The organism is Bradyrhizobium sp. Kon10, from assembly GCF_055807395.1.
This window is the reverse complement of the sequence record NZ_JBVVOZ010000276.1, coordinates 1-258: the sequence shown is the minus strand read 5'-3', so window position 1 is coordinate 258 and position 258 is coordinate 1. Positions and strand designations below refer to the sequence as shown.

At 67.1% G+C, this 258-nt stretch carries 1 pseudogene; it reads right to left on the bottom strand.

The annotated features are described in order from the left end of the window. Nucleotides 1-258: pseudogene (locus AC0L2O_RS37015) on the bottom strand (DNA ligase D); the annotation flags it as partial.

Below are 258 nucleotides of genomic sequence, written 5' to 3'. Positions count from 1 at the left end.
CGAAATCGGGGAGCGCTGCCTTCTTGGCGCCCTTGATCTTTGACGGTTCGGGAACGCTTACGGTGACAGGCTGCTCTTCCGGTGGAGCGGGCCCCGTGCGGCCGCCGCGGCGCTTGCGAATGCGTCCCGTCTTGGACGACCAGCCGGGCTCTTCGCCGGCGACATCCTCGATCTTGCGGCCGGTCGCAATGGATTCCGGCCGCTCGTCCAGAATGTCGGGGTCGTCTTCCGTGCGCGCGGCGTCATCGTCACCCTTGA